Raw genomic sequence first — 3,193 nt, forward strand, 5'->3', positions numbered from 1 at the left:
AAACAATCTGTGAGATAGTTCGGAAATTTTTGGCAAAATCTCGTAAACAATCCAGCAGATTCTGCCGTACCACTCCAAACACCTGTTTTTGCAGGTGGGGGCGAACGCAGGTACGCAGGTACATTTTGTAAAATCAAGTGGCAGTGACGAGCAGGTGAAATCTACCTTATATATTATTATATTATATATAATATAATAATATATAGATATATAATATATTAAATTAAGCACTCCTCTCCGTTCGCCTCTCCAGCATCTCTAACGCTTTTTGCTGCCATTTCCGAAAACAGAAAATGTACCTGCGTACCTGCGTTCGCCGTTCGCCCCAAATATTATGTTACTTTTTTTGTGTCTGAGTGCCTATGGTGTTGAGAAAGAGCCAGATACCGTTAAATTGGCAAAGATGAATCTGCTGCTGAACAACGTTCGTGGTGAGATAACTGAGGCCAACTCTTTCTATAGCGACCCATACGATGCTTTCGAGAAGTTCGACTATGTGATGGCCAATCCACCATTTAATGTGGATGAGGTGGTGCTGGATAGAGTGATTGAGGATAAGCGCTTCAATACTTGCGGAGTGCCTCGTAATAAGACTAAATCTGCTAAGATGATTAGAAAATCCTAATAGGTCAGTCCGAATTGCCAGAGGGGGATGATGTTGGCATAGCCTGTTTCGATGTCGTCTTTCACTATGTAACCTTGGGCAGCATTCTGTATCTGCTTCTGCTTCTTATTTCTTCCGCCCACCTCAAAGGTCTTGCCGTCTATTTCGAAATCGCTTATTCGTGAACTAATGACATCAGTAGTGACACGCATCTGATTGTAGAAGAATGTCTCGCGGATGTTGCCTATGTCGGTACTTTCATGTCCAAGTACATAGGCAAGGTTAGTGTTGTCAAGATATACTTTCTCAACTTTTCCTAAGCCACGTATACCGCCAGTATCGTCACGCAGTTGTCCTATCATACCAGCCTGTTCCATATAGATGAAGTAGTCGGGAAGCACGTTACGACTTACACCTATTATTGTGGCCAATGACTCCATGACGGGCTTGAAAGGTACACTCTGTGCTATAACGGCCAGTAATTTTTTGAGTTTTCTACCTGTAGAGGCATTCATGTTTGCATATTGGGGTATGTCTACCTCCATTGTTTGGTTGATAACCTGACGCAAACGCATTTCGTAGCCACCCTCATTTGCAAATGGATAGTAGCCGTTTTTCAGATAATCCCTGAATAGGGGCAGTGGGTGGTTGATGGCATCAAGTTTCGCGTTATGCTCCAGAATATCGTTGATGGTATATACTGGGGCTGTTATGTTATGAAACAATGCCAGATATTCTCGGAAAGAAAGCCCCTGCATGGTAAATATCAGAGTACGTCTGCTCAGGTCAGATGCTCCTTTGGTGATATCAAGTATGGATGAGCCTGTGAATCCAACCTTCAAGTCTGGATGAGAGTCGTATATGATTTTCAATTCTCGTGACCAGTTCTCGTATTTATGAATCTCGTCAATGAATATCTGCTCTCCGCCGTTTTTTACAAACTCATCTACAGTGTCGATAAGTGTGTGGGTTGAAAAATACAGATGGTCGGCAGCTATATAGAGCATATGTCGCTTGTCTCTGTTCTCCTTGATGTGTTGCAGAATCATAGTTGACTTACCTACGCCACGTGGCCCAACAAGTCCGAACATTCTCGATTCCCAACTCACTTGACCGTACATATACCGATGGAATGTTGAAGTGGTTAACTTCAACTGACTCTCCATGAATTCAATAAGCGTAATATCCATAATCGTTATATTTTTGCTGCAAATATAGTAAAAAATGCACTGTGATAGTGCACAAAACGAAGAAAAAATGCACCAAAGTAGTGCAATTTAACGATTTTTTGCGGAAAACCTTTGTAGTTTTGGGGAAAAGCACTAACTTTGGCCTTGACAAATCTTCTGGGATTTAATCCCATAACAATTAAAAACCTATTTGTGATATGATGAAATTTACTTTCTTCAGTTGCATTTTCGAAGGAAGGCAACTGTATTGTGAGGAGCCGTTTTTATTAGCGGCATCGGAAGTTGTGCGTGCAGTGTGCAAGGCTGGCTTCCAAAACAACAGTGAGTATGTGTTTGAATACGCCCAGCCGCCTAAAAGCGGTATGTTTCTTTTCAAGGTGACGAGAAAAACTGATGGATTCTCGACGCTTGTGTACTTTGATACCGCTGTTAGCGCATGGATGCATGCACGGACTTACATATCTTATTAATAAGGCTAATGAGATACGTGAGTTCTATCAGGTGCGAAAGTTCCCTGTGCCAACTATGGATGAGGATAGCTCGACTACATCAACTAAGTATCGTGTAAGCATAGAGGACCAGATACGCAAGAAGTATCGCCGTATGTCGCCAGATGAGCGTACTGACATGCTGCGCGCATGCCTTGGCTCGCTGCGAGCTAATTATCCCAAGATGTTCAGATTCAAGAATCAGTGGCAGGCTATCTATCAGGTGATACGTGACAGGCTGGATGGCGGACTGCTGCAATATAACTTCCTGAGTATTGCCATGAGTGCTACTCCAGAAGGATGGCCAGAAAGTCTGCAGATTAACAAGAATGTAATAAAGAACTTTGGACGCGTGATGGATATTCCTGATGATGAGGCTTACTATGAGCTTAAATATAATCCGATGAGCGACCTGTGCGACACATTCTGGAATATAATTAAGTGCGAAATAATGGGTGATGAGGCGTGAAAAGTACGCACAGAATACGCATTAGAAAGAATTAATACGCATAAAATACGCGAAAAATACGCATATACGGAAACGCCGTTTGACGCGCTTTTTTATCTCTACCTTTGCATCGTCAAAAGGAAATAAAACCTCCTCGCGACGATGCAAAATTAGTTTAGAATTTAGAATTAAAAATTTTGAGATGATGAAAAGAAGAATGCTTTATGTAGAGAACTACGCGGAGATTGAAGATGTGGTGGCTAGAGACATGAGTGGCAACTATGCTATTGATAAGGTAGCCGCAGGATTTATGGCTCAGGTAGAAGACGAGGTTAGCCAGGAGCTGATGGAACTGCTAAGGTGGCAACTGTCTTACCCTGAAAAACGTTGAATCAAAAAAACGTTTTAAAATGGAGAAAAACGAAGATTCAGATTTATTGGAGTTGCAAGAACTTGCATTGAG

Annotated in this window: 4 protein-coding genes; 3 read left to right on the top strand and 1 reads right to left on the bottom strand. The window is 41.9% G+C overall.

Annotated elements, in window-relative coordinates; genetic code table 11:
• The first annotated feature begins 334 nt into the window (after window positions 1-334).
• Window positions 335-625, top strand: a complete 291-nt coding sequence (locus BUB86_RS16775) for an N-6 DNA methylase (RefSeq protein WP_254795212.1) — start codon at window positions 335-337, stop codon at window positions 623-625.
• Here BUB86_RS16775 and BUB86_RS16780 read toward each other — a convergent pair.
• A complete protein-coding gene (locus BUB86_RS16780) occupies window positions 622-1,794 on the bottom strand; it encodes an ATP-binding protein (protein ID WP_073211868.1) in 1,173 nt (390 codons plus the stop codon). The two genes, BUB86_RS16775 and BUB86_RS16780, sit on opposite strands and share 4 nt — an antisense overlap.
• Before the next feature lie 393 nt (window positions 1,795-2,187).
• Here BUB86_RS16780 and BUB86_RS16790 point away from each other — a divergent pair, with 393 nt between their 5' ends.
• Together BUB86_RS16790 and BUB86_RS17385 are read left to right on the top strand one after the other, a co-directional pair.
• Window positions 2,188-2,751, top strand: a complete 564-nt coding sequence (locus BUB86_RS16790; protein ID WP_139261750.1) for a hypothetical protein — start codon at window positions 2,188-2,190, stop codon at window positions 2,749-2,751.
• A gap of 181 nt (window positions 2,752-2,932) precedes the next feature.
• Entirely contained in the window at window positions 2,933-3,121 is a 189-nt protein-coding gene (locus tag BUB86_RS17385) for a hypothetical protein (protein ID WP_139261752.1), read from the top strand.
• Window positions 3,122-3,193 lie beyond the last annotated feature (72 nt).

This window comes from Xylanibacter ruminicola (genome assembly GCF_900142525.1).
Classification (GTDB): Bacteria; Bacteroidota; Bacteroidia; order Bacteroidales; family Bacteroidaceae; genus Prevotella; species Prevotella ruminicola_A.

Bases quoted from the DNA above. Each gene is read 5' to 3' on its own strand.
- BUB86_RS16775 (WP_254795212.1), top strand. From the start codon at position 335: ATGTTACTTTTTTTGTGTCTGAGTGCCTATGGTGTTGAGAAAGAGCCA.
- BUB86_RS16780 (WP_073211868.1), bottom strand. From the start codon at position 1,794: ATGGATATTACGCTTATTGAATTCATGGAGAGTCAGTTGAAGTTAACC.
- BUB86_RS16790 (WP_139261750.1), top strand. From the start codon at position 2,188: ATGGATTCTCGACGCTTGTGTACTTTGATACCGCTGTTAGCGCATGGA.
- BUB86_RS17385 (WP_139261752.1), top strand. From the start codon at position 2,933: ATGATGAAAAGAAGAATGCTTTATGTAGAGAACTACGCGGAGATTGAA.